Below are 22,325 nucleotides of genomic sequence, written 5' to 3' on the forward strand. Positions count from 1 at the left end.
CTAAAGAATCAATGTATAACCAATTTTCACTAATAAATGATTGACCAGGATAGAATTCTAAAGATAGACATCAATCAAGAGATGCAATCGGCCTACATCGATTACTCCATGTCGGTGATTGTAGCTCGAGCCTTGCCCGATGTGCGCGACGGTTTCAAGCCGGTACACCGCCGGGTGTTGTTCGGTATGGACAAACTGGGAAACACATCGGATAAACCTTACAAGAAATCTGCGAGAATCGTCGGTGACGTATTAGGTAAGTATCACCCGCACGGCGATTCGTCGGTATACTATGCACTGGTACGTATGGCCCAACCGTGGTCCTTGCGTTACCCGCTGGTCGACGGCCAGGGTAACTTTGGTTCGGTCGACGGCGACAGCCCTGCCGCCATGCGTTATACCGAGGCGCGACTCTCGCGCATTGCCGAAGAGACGCTTCGCGATATTGAAAAGGATACGGTCGATTTTACCCCCAACTTCGATAACACGCTCGAAGAGCCTACCGTATTGCCCACCCGCATACCGCAACTGCTGGTAAACGGGGCCTCGGGTATTGCCGTAGGTATGGCGACCAACATGCCGCCTCACAACCTGTCGGAGTGTATCGATGCTTCGGTTGCTCTGATCGACAACCGCGACATCACCATCGAGGAGTTGATGCAATATATCAAGGCTCCCGACTTCCCCACAGGGGGCATCATCTACGGCTATGCCGGTGTAAAGGATGCTTTCGAAACAGGCCGCGGTCGTATCGTCATCCGTGCCAAAGCCGAAATCGAGGTAGACAGCTCGACGGGTCGCGAATCGATTATCGTATCGGAAATTCCCTATGTCGTCAACAAGTCGGAACTGATTAAGAAAATCGCCGACCTGGTCGAAGAGAAACGTCTGGACGGAATCTCGAACATCAACGACGAGTCCGACCGTGCCGGCATGCGCATCGTTATCGAAGTCAAGAAAGATGCCAACGCCAGCGTGGTGCTGAACAAGTTGTTCAAAATGACCGACCTGCAGTCGTCGTTCAGCGTCAACAACATTGCACTGGTACATGGTCGTCCTCAAACCTTGAACCTGAAACAACTGCTCGAATCTTTCGTTGACCACCGTCACGAAGTGGTTTTGCGCCGGACTCGATTCGACCTGGCCAAAGCCGAGGAGCGGGCCCATATACTCGAAGGTCTGATTATTGCATCGGACCACATCGACGAGGTTATCAAGATTGTAAGAGCTTCGCAGACTCGCGAAGAGGCCCGCACGCGCCTGATGGAGCGCTTCTCGCTCAGCGACAAGCAGGCTCAGGCCATTGTCGATATGCGTATCGGTCAGTTGACCGGTCTCGACCAGGACAAACTGAGAAACGAGTATGCCGAAATCGAAAAGATGATTGCCTATTATCACCAGATTTTGGCCGACGAAGCGGTCTGCATGAAGGTGATAAAAGACGAGCTTATCGAAATCAAAGAGAAATATGGCGACGAGCGCAAGACCGAAATCGTCTACTCGTCCGAAGAGTTCAATGCCGAAGACTTCTATGCCGACGACGAGATGATTATCACCATCTCGCACATGGGCTATATCAAACGTACGCCGCTCTCCGAATTCCGTGCACAAAACCGGGGTGGAGTAGGGGCCAAGGGCAGCAACACCCGCGAAGAAGACTTCATCGAATATATCTATCCCGCTTCGATGCACAACTACATGCTCTTCTTCACGCAGAAAGGTAAATGCTACTGGCTCAAGGTATACGAGATACCCGAAGGCTCCAAGAGCTCGAAGGGTAGGGCCATACAGAATATGCTCAATATCGACTCGGACGACAAGGTAAATGCCTTTATCCGCGTGAAACGGTTGCAAGACCCCGAATACAACATGTCGCACAACCTGCTCTTCTGTACGCGCAAGGGTATCATCAAGAAGACCAAACTCGAAGCCTATTCGCGTCCTCGCCAGAACGGTGTGAATGCCATCACCATTCGCGAAGACGACCAGGTGATACAAGTGCGGCTCACCACGGGCGACAGCCAGATTGTCATTGCCAACCGTCACGGCCGGGCCATCCGCTTCCACGAGAGCGCCGTACGTGAAATGGGACGTAATGCTACCGGTGTAAAGGGTATGACCCTCGACAACGACGACGATGCCGTAGTAGGAATGATTTGCGTAAACGACCCCGAGAAAGAGACCATCATGGTGGTTTCGGAGCAGGGATACGGCAAACGCTCGCTCATCGAAGACTACCGCATAACCAACCGCGGTGGTAAGGGTGTGAAAACCTTGAATATCACCGACAAGACCGGTTATCTGGTTGCCATTAAGTGTGTAACCGACGAGAACGACCTGGTCATCATCAACAAGTCGGGTATCACGTTGCGCATGAAGGTAGCCGACGTGCGTGTCATGGGCCGAGCTACGCAAGGTGTTCGGTTAATCAACCTCGAAAAACGGAACGACGAAATTGCTTCGGTCTGCAAAGTCTTGTCGGACAGTGTCGACGAGAACATGCAGGACGACAGCGTCACCGAAATTGCAGAATAAATTGTTAATCCTAAAATAAACACGCAATGAAAAAAACAACATTAACCGCAGTATTACTGCTTTCAGTCATTTGCGCATTTGGCCAAAAGAAAGCGGTGAACCGAGCTTTCAGCGAAGCCAAGATGGAGAATCCTAACTTCCAGGAGGCCCGTACCACCATTCAGGGTGCACTGACCGATCCCGAATCGAAAGACGATGCCAAGACTTGGTATGTAGCCGGTTTCATCGAAAACACCTATTTCGAAAAAGACAATGTTCAGAAAACATTGGGTATGACGTTGAAAGACGGCGACGGTCCCATGTACGACGCTCTGGTAAAAAGCTACGAGTATTTCCTGAAATCTATCGCGCTCGATACGCTGCCTAACGAAAAAGGCAAAGTAAAGCCCAAATATGTAAAAGACATTCGTAAAACACTGAAACAAAACATCGATGGATTTGCCAATGCCGGCGTATACTATTTCACACAGAAAGACTACAAGAAAGCCTACGATGTGTGGGGTATCTACCTGGACATTCCCAAACTCTCGATTATGAAGGGTGAGAAAAGCGGTCTTCCTGCCGACTCGACTATCGCCATTCTGGAGTTCAACCGGGCTTTGGCTGCCTTGCAGACACAAGATCACGCTCTGGCTATCAGCGCACTGAACGACGCTAAAGGCAACGGCTACAACCAGAACGACATCTACAAATACCTCGTTTACGAATATGAGCAAACTCAAGACACGGTCAACCTGATTCAAACCCTCCAGGAAGGCGAGAAGCTGTTCAAAAACGAAATGGTAGAGGTTAAAGACGAAATGGGCAACACGGTGATGGACGAGAACGGCCAGCCCAAAATGCAAAAAGAAAATACCTACACGCTGAAACTGATTAACCTCTATATCTACAGCGGTAAGTACGACGAGGCTATCGCCACGCTCGATGCCATCTTGGCCGAAGAACCCGACAAAGCCGAGTATTGGAATGTAAAAGGTAATCTGTACGAGTCGCAAAAGAAATACGACCAATCGATCGAGTGCTTCGAGAAGGCTATCGAAATCAATCCTACCTATGCCGATGCTCTGGGCAACATGGGTCGTATCTACTTCAACCTCGCCGTACAGAAAAACAACGAAATCAGCTCGATTACCGACAACGTAAAATATACCGAAGCTCGTGAAAAAGAGGTAATTCCTCTGTTCGAAAAATCGCGTCCGTACTACGAAAAAGCATACGAACTGAAACCCGATGAACCGGACTATAAGTATGCGTTGCGCAACATCTATTACAACTTGAACGATGCCGAGAAACTGAAAGCTATCGAAGGCCAATAATAGTCAATCGGTAAAACCATAAAAAAAACAGCCATTCTTTCGGAGAGTGGCTGTTTTTTTATACCGATGGAGCGACTTGCTACCATTGTAAAAGATCTGTGCCCTCGAAAAATACACGCCCACGAACCTCTATACAATTCCGGCCTTCATTATACCAGATGCGCATAGGGCGACCATTCATACTACCCGAAGCTCGTTGAATATTGACTGTGGATATTTTCCGATCGATAAACTCCTGAATAATGTCCCAATGCTTAACCTGGGCAGTTTCATCGTTGAATAGGTCGCAAAGCTGCTCAGCACTCAGTTTCTTCAAATCGATATTTTCCATCATAATCCTCCTTTTTAGTATACCATAAATCGAGAAAGCGAGAATAAATTACATCCATCCAAAGATATGAAAGGAGAGGATAAAAACAAACCTAATCCGCAATATTTTAGGGCTCGCATGCAACATATAAAAGCTCGCAAAGCAGCACTTGAAACCCACAAAACATAAAACATTTCGTTTTTACAATTCTGCACTTCACGTATAAAGATTATATGCAACCATTGAAAATACGCGTATAACCGCTCGTTATTCCATGCTTGGGAAAGGTATCACCGGCAATAAATAACTACGATAAAAACGGCTTAAAGGAGGCTCAAATGCCACAAATGTAGATTAGGTTTGAAGACCTGCAATCACCATTAAGCCGTTTCTGCTATAACAGAGATATCCATTGTTGGTCAGGTATCATCTATTCATCTCTCGGTTTCCAACAAATATTCATCTTCGTATATTTCTCTCGATTGCCTATTTATCATAATATAAATTATAGAACATTTTATTTTTTACAATTCTACTCTCGTTTATAAGAGATATGCACCCACTGAAAATTATCCCAGCTCGTGCCGAGGACTCATTCTTTAAGCCTACTTTAAGCCTCACACTGCGACCGTCCTATTCATAAAATAGCCCCCACTGGTCGGCATCTTCCGAATCGACAGGATAGATTGACCGGAAAGGTTGACCGATGGAGGCCGACGTATGTAGTCGATGGTTCTTGTAGCTGAGGTGTACCAGCAGGATAATAGCGAGCACCGCAATAAAGAGAGCGGGTTTAGCTTAAAATTTGCCCAGACTGGATTTACGGGGTCCAACAGATGTTAGGGAGAACCTGAAAGCAAAAAAAATCGAGCGTAATTGAAACTCTTGAATCTAAGACTCGGGAGAGAAGCTCTCGAAAGTGTTGTCGGAGTAGAAAATCATGATTTTGACGATTCGTCTATTTTTAGCATCGGCTTCACGAGGTGGAATATACGGGATATTTTTCGATCTTTCACTCTCATTTTCAGCAGAATTTGCAAAATTTATAGCCCTATTTGAGCTATTTTCCTTCGCATATTCGGGTTTGCTCGTATCCTCGGCCGTATTTTTACCACTCTCGTCATCGAATAGCGACATGAACGGAGAGCCACCAGCAGGTAAACCCGAATCATCTTCGGTCGGGATGATAGTCGACGATTCGATTGCTGCGGAAAAGGCGCCATTCGACTCTGACAGGAGCATCGGGCCATTACCATACAGCAGCCAATAAATAGAGAGGTCGGGGTACCTCTCATGTATCTTACCGATAGTCGTGATACTGATTTTCTGGTTGCGACCACTTAGCATCTGCGACATCGACGGACGTTGTATCCCGGTGTTGTCGGCAAATTGTGTAATGGTAATTCCCAGGTAGTCGATAAATTGTTTGATACGATCGGCCACGGCAAGTGCCACAGTTTTATCATTTCCCATAAAGCAGATTTTTAAGCCTGAAAAACGTTACAAATGTAATCAATACAATTTAAAAATCAAAATCCTGTGAGTAGCTTTCGTAAATAACAGATGTAAACAGCAGTACCCGCAAATTTGCAAATTGAATATGCGAGGTAGATGTCACATTTGTAATTCGGGTATCACATATATTAAATTTATACTTTATAAAATATATCTTAAGTTATTGATAATAAGTATATAAAAAAATATCATATACGCCAATTTGATAAGGATTTTGACTGATGATGATATTTTATTATAAATAAAAACTACACATATATATATATAATATATTGATATATAAGCATATATAACATAAAATATTACAGATAACTAATGTTTATCGACTTGTTTATGCTGTATTTACAAAATTATCTCCCACCCCCTACTCTATTTACATTTGAATTAAAAGAATAACTACAACGGTAAATTTTTATCGAGTTGTATTTGTAAATTATTGATTTGCAAATGTAATTTTAATAATAATTGCATCGCTCCTACTTTTTTGGAGGCTTATCTCGCCTACGATTTATTTTTGATGTACCGATGTAAATCGTTTCGTAAATAGCTCAAGGATTTTGCATCAAAACGGCACAATTTCGAATCTACTGTTTTTATATACAATCAATTATACAAATACAAACAGCTATACAAACCAATACGAAATAGAAAAAAAAGAGGCCCAAAGCCTAAGCCTTGAGCCTCTATAACCGTTTTATCGGCGTTTATCGATGTTACTTAATCTTTCAACTCTTCACGCAGGTAACGAGCCGTAAATGTATCGCATTGACTAACCTCCTCGGGGGTTCCCGTAGCTAACACGTAACCGCCGTTGCGTCCACCCTCCGGCCCCATGTCGATAATGTGGTCGGCACACTTGATGATGTCGAGGTTATGCTCAATAACAATCACGGTATTCCCTTTCTCGACCAGTCGGTTCAGCACCGACAGCAATACACGTATATCCTCGAAGTGCAAACCGGTGGTTGGTTCATCGAGTATGTAGAGCGTTTTGCCGGTATCGCGTTTGGAAAGTTCGGCAGCCAGCTTCACCCGCTGGCTCTCTCCACCCGACAGCGTGGTTGAGGGTTGCCCCAGTTTGATGTAGCCCAGCCCCACCTCTTGCAGCACTTTGATTTTGGAGATGATGGCCGGAATATTTCCGAAAAACTCGACAGCCTGGTTGATGGTCATGTCCAGCACATCGGCAATCGATTTTCCTTTGAAGCGTACCTCGAGGGTCTCGCGGTTGTAGCGTTTGCCATGGCATGCTTCGCACGGCACCAGTACATCGGGAAGGAAATTCATCTCGATAGTCTTGTAGCCGTTGCCACCACACACCTCGCAGCGCCCGCCAGCTATGTTGAAAGAGAAGCGTCCCGGCTTGTAGCCGCGGATCTTTGCCTCGGGCAACTCGACAAACACATTTCGGATGTCAGCAAACACCCCGGTATAGGTAGCCGGATTGGAGCGCGGCGTGCGCCCCAGCGGCGACTGGTCTACGGTCACCACCTTGTCGATATTCTCCAGCCCCTCGATTTTTTCGTAGGGCAACGGAGCTTGCAACGAGCGATAGAACTTCTGGCTGAGAATCGGCTGCAGTGTTCCGTTAATCAGGCTCGACTTGCCGCTGCCCGATACGCCGGTCACACAGATAAATTTACCCAGAGGAAACTCGACCGTTACGTTTTTGAGGTTATTGCCCGTAGCCCCCGACAGCACAATCTTCTTACCATTGCCTGGCCGACGCTGGTGCGAATACTCGATTTTCTTCTCGCCGTTCAGATATTGCGCTGTGAGCGTGTTGGTCTTGAGCATCTCTTCGGGGGTACCGGCAAAGACGATGTTGCCACCGAGGCGCCCGGCCCGAGGGCCCAGATCTACCACATAGTCGGCGGCCAGCATCATCTCTTTGTCGTGCTCCACGACGATAACCGAGTTGCCCATATCGCGCAGCTCCTTCAGCGAATTGATGAGCCGGGTATTGTCGCGCTGGTGCAGCCCGATACTGGGCTCGTCGAGAATATAGAGCACATTGACCAGTTGTGAGCCTATCTGCGTGGCCAGCCGTATGCGTTGGCTCTCGCCGCCCGACAAGGTGGCCGAGGCCCGGTTGAGACACAGATAGTCCAGCCCCACATCGACCAGGAAGTGCAACCGGCTGCGTATCTCCTTCAATATCTCCACGGCAATTTTGCGTTGCTGCGGAGAAAGTTCGTATTCGACCTGATTGACCCACTCGTACAGTTCCGATATATCCATCTCAGCCAATTCGGCAATGTTCTTCCCGGCTATTCGGTAATGCAGTGCCTCGCGATTCAGCCGTCGGCCTTCGCAACTGGGGCATACGGTCGTCGTGACAAACTGTCCCGCCCACTTCTGGGCCTGCGACGAGGCATCGCTCTGTTGCTGCACTTCGATATACTTGATCAAGCCATCGAACGAGAGAAAGTAGTTCGATGTACCCAACGATTCGTTCTTGATTTGCAACCGTTCGTCCGTCCCGTTCAGAATATCGTCGAGCGCCTCCTCGGCCAAGTCTTTGATTGGGGTCTTCAACGTGTTGCCATATTTCTCGCAGATGGCAGCAATCTGCCAAAATATCAAGGTATTTTTATATTTACCCAATGGGACGATGCCTCCTTCGTAAATCGACTTCTCGTCGTTGGGGATAATCTTTTCACGGTCTATGATATTGACATAACCCAACCCCTTGCATCGGGGGCAGGCACCTTGCGGCGAGTTGAACGAGAAGTTGTGCGGGGCCGGTTCGCTATACGACAAACCCGTTTGGGGGTCCATAAGCGTGCGGCTGTAATGGCGCAATTCCTGCGTGTCGGCATCGAGAATCATCAACTGGCCGTCGCCCTGTTTCATGGCTGTCTTTACACTCTCTTGCAGCCGGCGTTCGTCGTCCTTGTCGACCACCAGCTTGTCGACCACCAGCTCGATGCTATGATTCTTGTATCGGTCGAGCTTCATGCCGTGTGTAATCTCGCGCAATTCACCGTCGATACGTACGGTCAGGTATCCCTTGCGGCGCACCTGTTCGAACAGCTCCTTGTAGTGCCCCTTCCGGTTACGCACCAGCGGTGCCAGTATGTAGGTGCGGCGGCCCTGGTACTTCTCCAGAATAAGTTCGATAATCTTCTCCTCGGTATATCGCACCATTTTCTCGCCCGACAAGTAAGAGTAAGCCTCGCCGGCCCGGGCAAAGAGCAACCGCAGGAAGTCGAAAATCTCGGTCGTCGTTCCTACCGTCGAACGCGGATTCTTGTTGGTTGTCTTCTGCTCGATGGAGATTACGGGGCTCAACCCGGTAATCTTGTCCACGTCGGGACGCTCCATGTTGCCGAGCATGTTGCGGGCGTAGGCCGAGAATGTCTCGATATAGCGCCGTTGCCCCTCGGCAAAGATGGTATCGAACGCCAACGACGATTTGCCGCTGCCGCTCAATCCGGTAATTACCGTCAGGCTGTTGCGCGGGATGGTGACATCTATGTTTTTGAGGTTATGCACACGAGCGCCATATACCTCGATTTGATCTTCTGCTTTCATTTCTTATCGATTACCCACTCTTTTCTGTAAGTTGTAAACTTACGTTTCGTGTAATACAAATCCTCTTTTTGTGGTATCTTGATGTAATAGACTTTTCTCGACTTGTCGGGCATGGTACGGGCACGCAACCAGGGGTTGGCCTCTTTGAGCTGGGCGTAGGATACGCCATGCTCCTGAGCAAAAAGTGCCAGGTTTTCGATGGTCGTGTCGACCCGTATCTCGGTATAGCGAATAGGTTGGTACAGCTGACGGGTCTTCAGCTTGTACCCGTATTTGGCCGGTGAAGAGAATATCTCTTTCATGGCCAGGATGCGGAACACATAGCGCGAGGTCTCTTCGTTCAGCCACAGGTCGAACGAATGGTCGGCCAACTGTTTTTTGAGTTCCGACGAGATGCGCCCCATGCCGGCATTGTACGATGCCGCTACGGTAGTCCAGCTTCCATACTTGGCATAAGCCTCTTTCAGGTAACGGCATGCGGCCCGGGTCGACTTCTCCACATGGCATCGCTCGTCGATGTCGTCGTTGACCTCCAGGCCGTATTCACGTCCCGTGCGTGGCATAATCTGCCAGATGCCCATGGCCTTGGCCGGAGAGACGGCCCGCGGGTTGAGCGTGCTCTCGATTACGGCCAGATAGAGGAAATCGCTCGGAATGCCCTCCTCCTTCAGGATGGGGGCCATGATGGGGAAATAGCGGTTGGCCCGCTTGATGGCCAGCGAGGTTGAGGAGTGCATGTAGCACAGCGTGGTCAACTCGCGGTCGAATCGTTCGTACATGTCGAGCCGGTCCAGGTCTACCACCTCGCCGGCAAATTTTACTTGCAACGGAAATTCGGGAATCACTACATCCGAAAAATCCTTCTGCGCCATCTCCTCGCCCTGTACCTGTTGTACAAAAAGGGGTGAAACGACCGACAGCGCAACCATAAAATATTTGTTCAATCTCATCTGTCGCAGTGTTTTTTCAATCTTTGGAACGCATGATGTTGATGTGTCCCTTCAGTTTTATCTTTTGGTTGTTGGAGCCTTTTGCTTCAATCACATAATAATAGACTCCGGGGTCGACATACTTGCCATGATATTTCCCATCCCAACCTTTTTCGGGGTTGTCGAGATAACACATTTGTACACCCCACTTGTTGAATATCCAACATTTGAAGCTCACAATCGACTTGTAGGCCACCTTCCACTCGTCGTTCACGCCCGGACTTGTACCTGGCGAGAAGGCATTGGGAGCCTCGAGGCGGGGCTCGCCGATGTTGACGGTAAAGGTCTCGCTGTAAGCCTGACACTCGGCCGTACTGTTGCTACCGACAAGACGTACATACGTGACCCCTTCGTCGCGGAAAGTGTAGCGCAGGGTCTGGTCGTTGTAACGGGCAATCGTGGTCGAGAAATCCTCCTTGTCCGAAAACTCCCATTCGATGTGAGTCACGGCATCGGTCGTATAGGCCTGAAACTCGATTTCGGCCGGAGCCGAACCGCCCAGGTATTCGGTCGGATGCCGGTCGTCTTCGTTGAGCGCATCCTCCCGATAGCTCTGCTCGGCGACAGCCGTCACCCCTATCGCCGTAGTTACATACTCTCCTGTCGATACAGTCTGCTCCATACCCCAATAGTTGAGCAATTGGTCGCCCGAGATGACAAAGTCGGTATTGCATAGCGGTGCCGTCACTTGGACGGTCGACGTGAAATTGTCAATCGTCTCCGACTGGGCGGTCTGCACATAGGTGAGCGCTTCGGCATTCCACACCAGACTCATGTAACTGACAGAAAGTTCACGATTCAGCACCTTGGGCGCACCGTTTATCGAGTAGTAGTTGAGCCGCGAGCCGCTCCCGTCGAGCAGCAGCGTGGTGAGTTCGCACTGTCCCGAGTCGTTCGAAACCGATGCCCCGTTCAGCACGAGAGGAGCCTGCGAATAGTCGATTATCCACAGGTAGTAGCTGCGTCCGTTCTGTTCGATTATGTATCCGCAATCGGCTTCGGTCAGGGTGAGTGTCGAGAGGTACCCGTTCTGCACCGCACCGGTGACCGGTGTGGATGTAGCTGCCCCCGACGGACCAAACTTGCTCCACGAGATGAGCGAATCGTCGGCACCCGAAAATTCGACTGTCGCCTGGTCGAGCGAGTAGACGACAAAGACTCCCCCATTCAGACCGGTACTGGCCTCGGGAGTATAGCTGTATGCCGGTTTCCCCCCACCCGTCACGGTTATCTGTTGGGCACACAAGCCGCCAAATGTAAAGAGAGCTGTCAAAAACAAGAGGAATCTGTACATATCAATCCGAATCATAAATGTGAATGACAAAGTTACAACTTTTCGACCAATCGCATTTCTATCCGCAATTTAAAATTTCCCAATAAAGCCGCTTCGATAAGAATAATTGAGACAAAGGCCCTACCCATACGTTTTTGACTTGCATCTGACAATATTTTTATATACTTTTGTTTCTTGTATATTACCATCAGACACAAAACGCAAACCATTAACAATATGAGATATACACGAATAACGATAGTTTTGCTATTCTGTTTTACTGCACTCTTTATGCTTTCGGCTCAAACCGAAAATTTACAAACCAAGGTTATCGACGGAAAAGAATTTTATATCTACAAGGTAAAACCCTCGGAAGGGTTCTATGTGCTCAGCCAGAAATTCGGCATTTCTCAAGAGGAGATTATCCGCTACAATCCAGCTGCCAAAAACGGGCTGAAACGGGGACAACTACTGATGATCCCGACTCACAGAACAGCTCAGGGCGAGCCCGAAGGCTCTGAAATAGAAAGCACCTTCGAGCATACCATCGTGCGAGGCGAATCGCTCTACTCCATCTCGAAGATGTACAAAGTGACTATTCAGAGCATCATCGACCTGAACCCCGGTTCCGAGCGGGGTATCAAGGCGGGAGCCACACTGAAAATTCCACAACGCTATAAAAAAACGACCTCGAAAGCCCAAAACAAGGCTGTCACTACGGCAACAGCCAAATCGCAAGGTACAGCCGTAACGGCAACATCCACCCCTACTCCCGAAAATACAACCGCTACGACCGACAACGGAAACGGAGAGTATGTATATCATACTATCGGCGAAGGCGAAACGCTCTTCTCCATATCGAAAAAGTACGATATCGACATAGAAACCATTCTCAAACTTAACCCCGGCATCTCTCCCAACCACCTCAAGAAGGGGTCGGTCATTCGACTTACCCCCGATACCAAAGAGATAAACGTGACTATCGAGCAAAAACAACTCTACACACAGTACAAGGTGCGCAAGAAAGAGACCTTGTACAGCATCTCCAAAAAATTCGGGACCACAGTCGAGGAGATTAAAAAGTGCAATCCCGACCTCAAGCAAATTCGTCAGGACGACATCATCAATATCCCGGCCGGTATCGAATACAATACCGTGACGGCCGAAAACCCCATCACCAGCGCCGAAATCAACAACATATACAACAAGCTGTACAAGAGCGACAAACGGGGAGTAATCAACGTAGCCGTGATACTGCCGTTCATGTTGCAACAAACACACCCCGACACCAAAGCCAGCCTGTATACCGAATACTACCAAGGTTTCCTGATGGCCGTAGACAGCCTGAAACGCCAAGGAGCCTCGATCAACGTGTACGCCTACGATTCCGAAGAGTCGGACGCTACGGTACGCCGCATCCTGACCAATCCCGAGATGAAGGAGATGGACTTGATTATCGCTCCCGAAAGCGACAATCACATCAAACTGATTGCAGACTTCGGCCTAGCCAACGACATCAATGTGGTCAACACCTTCTCTCTCAAGAACGAAGAGGTTTCGCACAATGCCAAAATCTTCCAGACCAATATTCCTCACTCGTACCTCTACGCCGAAGCCGCCGACCGGTTCATCCGTTATCTGGGCAACCGCAAGGTGATATTCCTCACCCACACGGGCGAAGAGAACGACAAGCGCGACTTTATTGCCGGACTGAAAGAGGAGCTTTCGCGTGCCCATATCGCATACAGCGAGATTCGATTCGACAACGAACTGAACCTGTTGAATCAGGATTCCATTCTAACCGGAGCAAGCGGAATCGTATTCGTTCCTACATCGGCCAAGAAAAAAGAGCTGTCGTTGATTGTTGCCCCTATCGAGACCCTCAAAGAGAACCGGACCGACCTCGACATCGCCCTCTTCGGTTATCCCGAGTGGCTCACGCAGGTACCCGAATATCTGAACGAGTTCTATAAGTTGAACACCTATCTCTACTCCCGCTTCTATGCCAACCCCTTCGACGAAAATACCAAGGCGTTCCACAAGCGGTTCCTCTATTGGTACAACAAAGACATGATCAATGCCAGCCCGCAATATGCACTGCTCGGTTTCGATACCGGCATCTACTTCCTCACGGCCATACGGGCCAACGGCAAGAATTTCGCCACCCAGCAGTTGACCTCTTCGAGCGACCGTATCCAGACCGATTTCTCGTTCCAGCGCATCAACAACTGGAGCGGGTTCATCAACAAGTCGTTCTACTTTGTCAACTTCGCTCCCGATTTCACCATCAAGAAAATTAGAGAATAATCCATGAGACTGTTGCGATATATATGGCTGCTTGCCGCCCTCGTCACCCTGCAGACGGGTTGGGCGCAGCGCAGCGACTACGAGCCCGAGTTTACCGTAGGCGTAAAGGGAGGGACCACCCTCTCGCGGGTGTCGTTCACCCCTACCGTCACCCAGTCGCTGCTGTTGGGATACACGGGCGGAGTCTCGGTTCGCTATATCGAAGAGAAATTTTTCGGACTCATTGCCGAGGTCAACTTCACCCAATGCGGTTGGAACGAGACCTTCGACACCGATCCCTATACCTACTCGCATACCCTCAACTATGTGACGGTGCCCTTCCTCACCCACTTCTTTTTCGGGAACCGGGTGGTGCGCGGTTTCATCAATGCCGGCCCGCAAATCGGATTTCTCCTGAGTGACAGCTACAAGAGCAGTTTCGACATCAACAACCTGCCCGAGTTCAGCCAGAAGAGTAAGGTGAAAGAGATATACACCATGGACATCGCCCACAAAATCGACTACGGCATCATGGCCGGAGCCGGTATCGAGTTTCGCATAGCCCGCTCGCACGGTATCGTGCTCGAGGGTCGCTATTATTATGGATTGGGCGACATCTTCAAGAACCGCAAGAAAGATGTTTTCTCGGCTTCACACAACCAGATTATCACCATCTCGCTGGGGTATCTCTATCACTTTTGATACGGGCTGTAGAGAATTTTAAACACCAGCTCTCTCAACAGGTCTCCGTCGTTGCTCGAGGAGCCCGATCCGATACCTTTCGACCGGGCGTCGTACTGCCGGATAAGGGCAATGATGTCGATGCACTTGAACGCATTGTAGACACGCATGGCAGTCAGATAGTCGCGCGCCTGGTAGCCCGACCGCAGGTTGAGTTCCTTGACGATACCGTTTTCCGACCGGTCAGCCGAAAAGAAACAGAGTAACAGATTGGCAAAAAAGTTGAACAGCACGCTTATGGTCACCACCAGCGGGTTGTTCTTGGGGTTCTGCTCGAAATGGTTCACAATTCGGGCCGCCTTCGGCACATTGTGCGTGACGATGGCATTGAGCAGTTCGTAGTTGTTGTAATCTTTACTGATACCCACATTCTGCTCTACCGCCTCGGGAGTGATGCGCATGCTCCCCTCGGGCAGCGAAATGGCCAGCTTGTCGAGCTCGCCGCTCAACCGGCTCAGGTCATTCCCCACGAAATCGGCCAGCATCGACACTGCTTTCGGGTCGATCGACAGCTTTTTCGAAGCCACATAGGTATTGATGAACGCCGGCAGCTGGCTGTCGTACAGTTTTTTCGACTCGTACACCACCCCTATCTTTTCGATACCGGCAATAATCTTTTTATTCTTGAGCGAGCCGTTTTTGTAGCAGATGACCAGAATCGTACGCATCTGGGGCTTCTGCAGATAGTACGACAGATTGTCTATCCCCTTGATGTTCTGGGCCTCCTTGACTACAATCAACTGATGCTCGGCCATCATGGGGAACCGTTTGGCCGCATTCACCACCAGAGCGAAGTCGTCGACATCGGCCCCATACAGGATGGTCTGGTTGAAGTCCCGTTCCTCCTCCTTCAGGGCGTTGGCAACGATGGCGTCGCAAATCAGGTCGATATAATACGACTCGTCGCCCATAAGCAGGTAGACGGGCTTGAACACCTTCTTGCGAATATCCTGCAAGAGGGCAATATGCTGGTTGGAATCTTTCTTGGCCATAGTGGTTAATCCTCGTCAAATCGCAGATGCTTCACGGTTGTCCGTTTGTCGATAATCAATTTCAGCGCCTCGACCCCGATCAAGACATGCTCCTCTACGAAGTCCTGGGTGATTTTCTTGTCGCTCTCGGCCGTCTTGACCCCGCTCGAAATCATGGGCTGGTCCGAAATGAGCAACAGAGCCCCCACCGGGATGCGGTTGGCAAAGCCTACCGAGAAGAGGGTGGCCGTCTCCATATCGACCGCCATGCAGCGGATGCGGCGCAGATACTCCTTGAAATTGTCGTCAAACTCCCACACCCGCCGGTTGGTCGTATACACGGTTCCCGTCCAGTAATCGCGGTGATGGTTGCGCACGGCCGTCGATACGGCCCGTTGCAGCATGAAGGCCGGCAGTGCAGGCACCTCGGGCGGGAAATAGTCGTTCGAGGTACCCTCGCCCCGTATGGCGGCAATCGGCAAGATGTAGTCGCCCAACTTGTTTACCTTCTTGATGCCGCCGCACTTCCCTAGAAAAAGAACCGCCTCGGGAGCCACGGCGCTCAACAGGTCCATGATGGTAGCGGCATTGGCACTACCCATACCGAAGTTGATAATCGTTATCCCCTCGGCCGATGCACTGGGCATATTGCTGTCTTCGCCCAAGATTGGCACGTTGAAGTGAGAGGCAAATATCTCGACATACTTGGCAAAGTTGGTCAGCAGGATGTGCTTCGTAAACTCCTCGACCGGCCGCTGCGTGTATCGGGGTAACCAATTTTCGACAATCTCTTGCTTTGTTTTCATAAATCGATATTTTTGGAGTAAATTTACAGAAATAATTAGAAAGCACAAATTTTCGACCGCGAGATGATTGAACTGAACCTGCCCCCCTATCCCTGCAGACTGAAACAGGAGAAGGATAAAATCCTTATCTTCGACGAGTTGCGCCGGCGGTATGTGGTGCTTACTCCCGAGGAGTGGGTGCGTCAGCATTTCGTGGCATTCCTGGCCAACGAAAAGGGATTCCCCCGCGGGTTGATGGGCAATGAAATTTCGCTCACGCTCAACAAATGCAGCCGACGGTGCGATACGGTGGTCTACGACCGCAATGGTCGCCCCCTCTGCATCGTCGAATACAAGGCCCCGCACATCGAGATTACCCAAAAGACCTTCGACCAGATCGTGCGCTACAACCAGGTGCTTCAGGTAAACTACCTGCTGGTCTCCAACGGGCTCACGCACTACTGCTGCCGCATCGACTATGCCACCGGCAGCTACGCCTTCCTGCCCGACATCCCGACCTATACCGACTTGTAGCAGCTCCGCCTCGCCCGGCTCGACAAGCTATATATAACCCTATACAAAAAAAGACCCGCTGCATTAGCGAGTCTTTTTTTTGTGAGGTTCCTAGCAGAATCGAACTGCTGTAAACGGTTTTGCAGACCGGCGCCTAACCACTCGGCCAAGGAACCATTCGTCTTTCGAGCGATTGCGAGTGCAAAGATAGATTATATTTTCCGATTATGCAACACTCTTGCCCTATTTTTTTACTCTCTTCGATTTTATTTCTCGCAACTTGCAATCCACATCACAGCCGCAGCAAGACGATGGTGGTTCATTACGATTCTGCACCATCTTGACTATCTTGTAAATAGCGTATGCAAAGGCTATCGCTACGATGCCTGTGACTATCCAGGATTGAATCGAGGCACTCATCACTTTTTCTCCAGGAAATAGGTGTAACGGTTGTCAATATCGTCGACGGTGTAGACTTCGCGCCCCTTATACCGGCTCATGTAGGCGAGCATCATCAGGTCGCCCGAGCACGAAAGCAGGTGAAGGAACAGCAGTACGGCGATGGCAATCTTGCCCCACAGGGGCAGCGGGAAAAGCAACAACACCACAAGCAATCCCGACAGGATGCGAAGCGGAGCCAAAGCTATTCGTTTGAAAGTTTTGTAATCGGTCAGGAAATTGTGTGCCGCAGCAAAGAAGACAAACGAGCGCCAGATAGCCCCGAAACGCACATCGGCTGCCCCTTCGGAACGATATACGAGCCAGTGTATAAATTCATGCAGAGGTATCATAAGGGCATAGCCCACCACTACCCACACAAGACTCGCCCCTATTTCGAGAAAGAATTGGCTCGCCGATTGGGATTCTTGCCACAGAGCTATCATAAACCCGACACCGAAAAGCACCAGCAGCAGAACTCCAATATAGATGGCGCGGAATGTCGTTTTGGGGAGGTTGCGCATCAAGAATAGTTTGATGTCGCTATACGTAAACGAGTCGATTACCCGATAGCCAGCCTTTTCATAAAAGGACAAAAAGGTTTCTTTATCCATAGTTTACTATATAAATAATGATCCAATCTGATAAACGATAAATGCAACAATCCACGCCACACAAGTATTATATATAACAGTAAAGGCTCCCCATTTCCAGCTGCCCGACTCTTTGATGACAGCCACGACCGAAGCGATACAAGGGAAATAGAGCAGCACGAATACCATGAACGTGAGAGCAACCAGCGGCGTAAAATCGGGAGTACCCGTTGCCGGGTTGGGTTGCGAGATGCGTTGTGACAACGTGAGAGTTTCGTCCGAATCGTTCTCGGAGTACAACACCCCGAGAGTACTCACCACCAACTCTTTGGCTGCTGTTCCCGAAAGTAATGAAGTGGTTACTTTCCAGTTGAATCCCAATGGCTCGACCAGCGGCGTAAGAGCCTGCCCTATCTTGCCCAGATACGAATTGCTCTGTTGCTCCATCTGCTCGTGCGGCGTCAGTTCCCGCTCATACGATTCGGCAGGACGGGGGAAATAGCTCAGGAACCAGATAATGACCGAGGCTACCAATATCACCCCTCCCATTTTGCGCAAATATTGCTCGGCTTTACTCCACATGTGGCGGATAGTGGCTTTGGCCGTAGGCATACGATAGGGTGGCAGTTCCATAACAAAGGGAGTCTCGTCGACCTTAAAGAGAAAGCGGCGCATCAACTTGGCCGTAACGACTGCTACAACGATGCCCAACACATAAAGACCGACAAAAACCAAACTGGCATAGTGTGGGAAAAATGTACCCACCAGCAGGATATAAATAGGAATGCGTGCGCTGCATGAGATAAACGGGTCGATAAGTATGGTTATCAGTCTACTGCTCCGGCTCTCGATGGTGCGGGTAGCCATAATGGCCGGTACGTTGCAACCGAAGCCCATGACTAGAGGAATGAACGATTTTCCGTGCAGCCCTATCTTGTGCATGATCTTATCCATGATGAAGGCCGCTCGGGCCATATATCCCGAGTCTTCCATAAACGAAATGAAAAGATAGAGTATCAAGATGTTGGGCAGAAACACAATGACACCTCCTACTCCGCCAAGAACACCGTCGATGAGTAAATCTTTCAGCGGCCCGGCCGGCATATAAGTACCTACCAGCCCCGACAGCCACGCCACAAAACTCTCAATCCACTCCATCGGATAGGCACCCAACGAGAAAGTGGCTTCGAACATGAGCCACATGAGGAGAATAAAGATAGGGAACCCGAATAGTTTGTTGGTGACAAACGAGTCGATAATGCGTGTCGAGCGGGCCTCTTCCTTATCGCCCGGCGTATAGGTCTCGGCCAATGCACCCGAGATGAAGCCGTATTTTTCATTAGCGATTGCCGATTCGATATCTTCGTTCAGCGTCGCTTCTATCTCTTTCACCTCCTGGTCACGCAACTTCATCAGTTCGGGATAGGAGTCTGCCCCCTCCAGAATTTTTTTCACCTCGGCATCGCCTTCGAGAGTCTTGATGGCCAGATAACGGGGCGAGAACTCCCGCGTGCAGGTGGGGTCCTGTTTCAGCAGGTTTTTCAGCGGAGTGATACCGTTTTCAATCACATTCCCCAGATTGACGTGAACGTGACGCACCGATTCGTTACGCCCCTCATACACGTCGATAACCGTGTCGAACAGCTGGTTTACCCCCTTGCCCGACCGGGATACCGTGGGAACAATGGGCACACCTATCATGTTGCCCAAGTGCTTGTAGTCGATTTTGCCACCGCTCTGCTCCAGCTCGTCGAACATATTCAGGGCGATGACCATGCGATAGTCCATATCGATTAACTCGGTAGTGAGGTAGAGATTCCGCTCCAGATTCGAAGCCACCACTACGTTCACCAGCACATCGGGTGTCTCGTCTTTCAGATAGCGGCGCACATACAGCTCTTCGGGCGAATAGGCCGACAGCGAATAGGTACCCGGCAGGTCATAGATATTGAAGTGGTAGCCTTTATACTCGAAGAAACCCTTCTTGGCATCGACTGTCACACCACTGTAATTGCCCACATGCTCGTGAGCACCCGAAGCGATATTGAACAACGAGGTCTTGCCGCAGTTGGGATTTCCCACCAGGGCGATATTGATGGTCTTGGTACTTTTCGAGAGAGCCCGTTTTATACATTCGTCCTCCTCCGAAGGAGTCAACTTCGACTCTCCGCTGGCTTTGTTGGCATCACCAAATACGGCCTCGGCCTCTTCGGGAGTAATCACTTCGACCAGCGAAGCCTCGCTGCGCCGCAGCGAGATTTCATAATCCATGATCTTATATTTGATAGGGTCTTTCAACGGAGCATTCAACTCGACAAGGACTGTTTGTCCTCTGACAAACCCCATTTCGATAATCCGTTTTCGGAATGCCCCGTGACCTAACACTTTAACAACAACGGCTTTATCGCCTGTTTTCAAATCGGACAACCGCATATTCTATCTGTTTAACTTTGTTTCCAAATGCAAAGTTCGCAATTTGTTCCGATTTATTGCTATATATCACCCCTATATTATTTATAATCCGTATAAATAATAACATATTTTCACTATTTTACAAAACAAAAGCGGACCGGCGATTATTCTCACCGGTCCGCTCTGTTCCTATTCGTAGCGTATGCTTACAGTTGTCGTTTGCTGACAGCGCCCTCTACAAAATTTATAAAGGCATTGTTTACCAATCGGTTACCGCCAGGCGTAGGATAATCGCCCGAGAAATACCAGTCGCCCGGATGGCTGGGAATAGCCTCATGCAATCCCTCCAGAGTCTGATAGATAATCTCGACTTGGGCCGAAATATCGTCGGAGGTAAGCATTTGGGCTATCTTCTCCGACACCTCCTCCTGAGTAAAGGGGGCGTAAATCTCCTTTACATAGTTGACAATCTCCTCTTTGGGTCTGTTTTGCTGTGCTTTGGATTTGCGGTATACCTCGTCGATTACCGACTGCATGCCCCGCTCTTTCAGCAGTTCCATGGCAGCCTTGAAGGCAATAAACTCGCCCATGCGCGACATGTCTATACCATAACAGTCGGGAAAACGCACTTGCGGCGACGACGAAACGATGATGATTTTTTTCGGGTGAAGCCGGTCCAGTATCTTGATGATACTTTGCCGCAACGTGGTACCACGCACAATACTGTCGTCGATAACCACCAGATTATCTACCCCCGGTTCTACCGTGCCGTAGGTGATGTCGTAGACGTGGGCGGCCAGATCGTCGCGGGTATCGCCCTCGGCGATGAAGGTACGCAGTTTAATGTCCTTGATGGCCACCTTCTCCGAGCGGACCTTGAGCGAAAGTATCTGCCTCAGTTCGTCGTCGGTAAGGCTGTCGCCGGCCTGCCGGATGCGGGCCAGCTTCTGTTCGCTCAGATAGCTGTCCAACCCCTCGAGCATACCGTAAAAGGCCACCTCGGCCGTGTTGGGGATAAACGAAAAGACACTGTGCGCCAGGTCGTAGTCGACACTCTTGAGAATCTGGGGGGCCAGGTGGCGCCCCAACTCCTTGCGCTCGCGATAGATGTCGACGTCGCTACCCCGCGAGAAATAGATGCGTTCGAACGAACAGGCACTGTAATTGGCCGGCGGGAGAATCTGCTCGATGTGCATGTCGCCCCGACGGTTCACTACCAGACATTCGCCCGGTTGCAGCTCTTTCACCTGCTCGACCGAGAGGTTCATGGTGGTTTGTATGACCGGACGCTCCGATGCCACGACCACAATTTCGTCGTCGGCATAATAGAAAGCCGGGCGTATGCCCCGCGGGTCGCGGAAGGAGAACATGTCGCCGCTGCCGGTCATGCCGCAGATGACGTAACCACCGTCCCAGATGCGCGAAGGTTTCTTGAGTATCTCGGCCAGATTCAGGTTGTTTTCAATCGACTCGGTAATCTCGATGTCGTCGAGCCCCTCCTTCTTGTAGAGGTCGTACAACCGCTGGTTCTCCATATCAAGGGCATGCCCCAGTTGTTCCAGCAAGACAAAGGTATCGGCATAGCTGCGGGGGTGTTGCCCCTTGGCCACAATGCTCTCAAATATCTCGTCGACGTTGGTCATGTTGAAGTTGCCACACAACAACAGGTTGCGCGAACGCCAGTTGCCCCGGCGCAAAAACGGGTGTACATACGACAGGCCCGAACGGCCGGTGGTGCTGTAGCGCAGGTGCCCCATGTAGACCTCGCCGGCAAAAGGCAAGTGCAGGGCAGCCCACTCGGCATCGCTCGTGTCGTGGGGCGTATTCTGAATCTGTGTCTTTACATTGGCAAAAATCTCTTGTATGGCTCCGGTTCCCAGGGCGCGTTCCCGGTAGATAAACTCTTCGGCCGGACGTGCGTGCAGTTTCACACAAGCCAACCCGGCCCCCTCCTGCCCCCGGTTGTGTTGTTTCTCCATGAGCAGGTAGAGCTTGTTCAACCCATACATGTACGAGCCGTACTTTTGCTGATAATAAGCGAGTGGTTTCAACAGCCGCACCATGGCGATGCCACACTCGTGTTTGATAACTTCTGTCATAAAATCGAATCC

At 50.0% G+C, this 22,325-nt stretch carries 16 protein-coding genes and 1 tRNA gene; 5 read left to right on the top strand and 12 right to left on the bottom strand.

Annotated features, from left to right (window positions below):
* Positions 1 to 36: 36 nt before the first annotated feature.
* Both gyrA and NW211_RS08555 read left to right on the top strand, forming a co-directional pair.
* On the top strand, positions 37 to 2,535 hold the full coding sequence (gene gyrA, locus NW211_RS08550; protein ID WP_258327563.1) for a DNA gyrase subunit A: 2,499 nt from the start codon (positions 37 to 39) through the stop codon (positions 2,533 to 2,535).
* 95 nt (positions 2,536 to 2,630) lie between these two features.
* Positions 2,631 to 3,851, top strand: coding sequence for a lipopolysaccharide assembly protein LapB (locus tag NW211_RS08555; RefSeq protein WP_158096819.1), 1,221 nt, complete (start codon positions 2,631 to 2,633; stop codon positions 3,849 to 3,851).
* Between the two features lie 79 nt (positions 3,852 to 3,930).
* Here NW211_RS08555 and NW211_RS08560 read toward each other — a convergent pair whose 3' ends face one another.
* The 5 genes from NW211_RS08560 to NW211_RS08580 all read right to left on the bottom strand — a co-directional run bounded on the left by NW211_RS08560 (position 3,931) and on the right by NW211_RS08580 (position 11,511).
* Positions 3,931 to 4,185, bottom strand: a complete 255-nt coding sequence (locus tag NW211_RS08560) for a hypothetical protein (protein ID WP_258327564.1) — start codon at positions 4,183 to 4,185, stop codon at positions 3,931 to 3,933.
* A gap of 867 nt (positions 4,186 to 5,052) precedes the next feature.
* The gene (locus tag NW211_RS08565; RefSeq protein ID WP_258327565.1) at positions 5,053 to 5,634 is read right to left on the bottom strand and encodes a helix-turn-helix domain-containing protein; all 582 of its coding nucleotides are present in this window, start codon (positions 5,632 to 5,634) and stop codon (positions 5,053 to 5,055) included.
* A gap of 759 nt (positions 5,635 to 6,393) precedes the next feature.
* Positions 6,394 to 9,213: an excinuclease ABC subunit UvrA gene (gene uvrA / locus NW211_RS08570; RefSeq protein ID WP_258327566.1), complete on the bottom strand. Its 2,820-nt coding sequence runs from the start codon at positions 9,211 to 9,213 to the stop codon at positions 6,394 to 6,396.
* Positions 9,210 to 10,163 (bottom strand): lytic transglycosylase domain-containing protein, encoded by a 954-nt coding sequence (locus tag NW211_RS08575; protein WP_258327567.1) that lies wholly within the window; start codon positions 10,161 to 10,163, stop codon positions 9,210 to 9,212. Before NW211_RS08575 ends, uvrA begins: the two co-directional genes overlap by 4 nt.
* Positions 10,164 to 10,179: 16 nt before the next feature.
* Positions 10,180 to 11,511 carry a gliding motility-associated C-terminal domain-containing protein gene (locus NW211_RS08580; protein WP_258327568.1) on the bottom strand — a complete coding sequence of 444 codons (1,332 nt, stop codon included), beginning with the start codon at positions 11,509 to 11,511 and terminating at the stop codon, positions 10,180 to 10,182.
* Between the two features lie 255 nt (positions 11,512 to 11,766).
* Between NW211_RS08580 and NW211_RS08585 the strand changes: the two genes are divergently transcribed.
* Positions 11,767 to 13,782, top strand: coding sequence for a LysM peptidoglycan-binding domain-containing protein (locus NW211_RS08585; RefSeq protein WP_258327569.1), 2,016 nt, complete (start codon positions 11,767 to 11,769; stop codon positions 13,780 to 13,782).
* Positions 13,783 to 13,785: 3 nt separating this feature from the next.
* Entirely contained in the window at positions 13,786 to 14,463 is a 678-nt protein-coding gene (locus tag NW211_RS08590; protein WP_258327570.1) for a porin family protein, read from the top strand.
* Here NW211_RS08590 and holA read toward each other — a convergent pair.
* Positions 14,454 to 15,494, bottom strand: coding sequence for a DNA polymerase III subunit delta (holA, locus tag NW211_RS08595; protein ID WP_258327571.1), 1,041 nt, complete (start codon positions 15,492 to 15,494; stop codon positions 14,454 to 14,456). The genes NW211_RS08590 and holA overlap by 10 nt on opposite strands.
* 5 nt (positions 15,495 to 15,499) lie before the next feature.
* Positions 15,500 to 16,279, bottom strand: a complete 780-nt coding sequence (locus NW211_RS08600; RefSeq protein ID WP_258327572.1) for an AMP nucleosidase — start codon at positions 16,277 to 16,279, stop codon at positions 15,500 to 15,502.
* A gap of 63 nt (positions 16,280 to 16,342) precedes the next feature.
* Here NW211_RS08600 and NW211_RS08605 point away from each other — a divergent pair, with 63 nt between their 5' ends.
* Positions 16,343 to 16,792 (top strand): type I restriction enzyme HsdR N-terminal domain-containing protein, encoded by a 450-nt coding sequence (locus NW211_RS08605; RefSeq protein WP_258327573.1) that lies wholly within the window; start codon positions 16,343 to 16,345, stop codon positions 16,790 to 16,792.
* Between the two features lie 84 nt (positions 16,793 to 16,876).
* Here the strand turns inward: NW211_RS08605 and NW211_RS08610 are convergent.
* The 5 genes from NW211_RS08610 to NW211_RS08625 form a co-directional block, all read right to left on the bottom strand.
* Positions 16,877 to 16,947 (bottom strand) — tRNA-Cys (locus NW211_RS08610).
* A gap of 67 nt (positions 16,948 to 17,014) precedes the next feature.
* On the bottom strand, positions 17,015 to 17,191 hold the full coding sequence (locus NW211_RS14180; protein WP_366944474.1) for a FeoB-associated Cys-rich membrane protein: 177 nt from the start codon (positions 17,189 to 17,191) through the stop codon (positions 17,015 to 17,017).
* On the bottom strand, positions 17,191 to 17,823 hold the full coding sequence (locus tag NW211_RS08615) for a DUF3267 domain-containing protein (protein WP_258327574.1): 633 nt from the start codon (positions 17,821 to 17,823) through the stop codon (positions 17,191 to 17,193). The genes NW211_RS14180 and NW211_RS08615 overlap by 1 nt, the downstream gene beginning before the upstream one ends.
* Before the next feature lie 6 nt (positions 17,824 to 17,829).
* A complete protein-coding gene (gene feoB, locus NW211_RS08620; RefSeq protein WP_258327575.1) occupies positions 17,830 to 20,235 on the bottom strand; it encodes a ferrous iron transport protein B in 2,406 nt (801 codons plus the stop codon).
* 185 nt (positions 20,236 to 20,420) lie between these two features.
* Positions 20,421 to 22,313: an amidophosphoribosyltransferase gene (locus NW211_RS08625; protein WP_258327576.1), complete on the bottom strand. Its 1,893-nt coding sequence runs from the start codon at positions 22,311 to 22,313 to the stop codon at positions 20,421 to 20,423.
* Positions 22,314 to 22,325: the final 12 nt, after the last annotated feature.

The organism is Barnesiella sp. ET7, assembly GCF_024733785.1.
GTDB lineage: Bacteria > Bacteroidota > Bacteroidia > Bacteroidales > Barnesiellaceae > Barnesiella > Barnesiella merdigallinarum.